This window comes from Streptomyces sp. WAC06614, from assembly GCF_003949795.1.
Classification (GTDB): Bacteria; Actinomycetota; Actinomycetes; order Streptomycetales; family Streptomycetaceae; genus Streptomyces.
On the sequence record NZ_RPRY01000701.1, the window covers coordinates 1 to 1,099 of the forward strand.

The 1,099-nt window shown below is 80.3% G+C and carries 1 protein-coding gene; it reads right to left on the reverse strand.

All coding sequences use genetic code 11. The annotated features are described in order from the left end of the window. A partial coding sequence (locus EF918_RS36000; RefSeq protein WP_148141366.1) for an AMP-binding protein occupies positions 1-1,099 on the reverse strand: 1,099 nt, incomplete at both ends.

A 1,099-nucleotide genomic window follows, 5' to 3' on the forward strand; every position in this document is an offset into this window, starting at 1 on the left:
CGCGCGGCGGACCGGGGCCTGGGCGCGCCGGGCGCGCCCCGCGGGCCCGCCGGGCGGACCGGCGGCCAGGTGAGGAGCGCGGCGGTGCGGGTGGAGCCGCCGGAGGGGGTGGCGCGGCGGGGGCCCCGCACGGCGGGGGCCCGGCCCGCGATGGCCCGCCGCCGCCGCGCCAGGGCGGCGGCGGACCGCCACCACGGCCCGGGCCACGGCGGGGTGGGCCTCCAGCGCGGCGACCACCTCGGCGGGCTCCACCCGGTGCCCGGCGATCTTCACCTGGCCGTCGATCCGCCCGGCGAACTCCACGGCCCCGCCGGGCAGCCGCCGGCCGAGGTCGCCCGTGCGGTAGGCGCGGGTGCCGTCGGGGCGGACGAGGAACGGCGAGGGGCCGGCGCCGCCCGGGGCGCCGAGGTAGCCGCGGGCCACCTGCGTCCCGCTGACCACGATCTCGCCGGTGCGGCCGAGGTCCTCGGGGCCGGTGCCGATCGTGGTGCCGTCCTCGGCGACGAGGTCGACGTCCGCGAAGGGCCCGGGGGTGCCGAGGGGGATCGTGGCGGGCGCGCCGGAGCCGTCCGGCGGGACGTCCTCGGGCCGCACCACGTGGGCCAGGCAGGCGACGGTGGCCTCGGTGGGGCCGTAGCCGTTGACGATCCGGCAGTCGGGGCCGAACCCGGCCCGGACGGTACGCACCGCGGCCGGCGTCAGCGGCTCCCCGCCGAGCAGCAGGGTGCGGACGGCGGCGCCCCCGGTGTCCTCGCCGAGCAGGGCCAGATGGGACGGGGTGAGCGCGAGGGTGTCGGCGCGGTGCTCGGTGAGCAGGCGGCGCAGGCCGGCGCGGGAGGGCGCGCCGGGGGCCAGGACGACGGTGCCGCCGGCCGGCAGCGTGAGGAAGAGCGGGAAGCAGGAGATGTCGAAGGCGTAGGAGGAGGCGAAGCCGAACCGGGTGCCCTCGGTGACCCCGCACAGCCCCGTGGTCCAGCGGACGAAGCCGAGGAGGCTGCGGTGCTCGATCTGCACGCCCTTGGGGCGGCCGGTGGAGCCGGAGGTGTGGACGACGTAGGCCAGGTCCGCGGGGTGCGGGCCGGGCCTACGTCGTCCACAC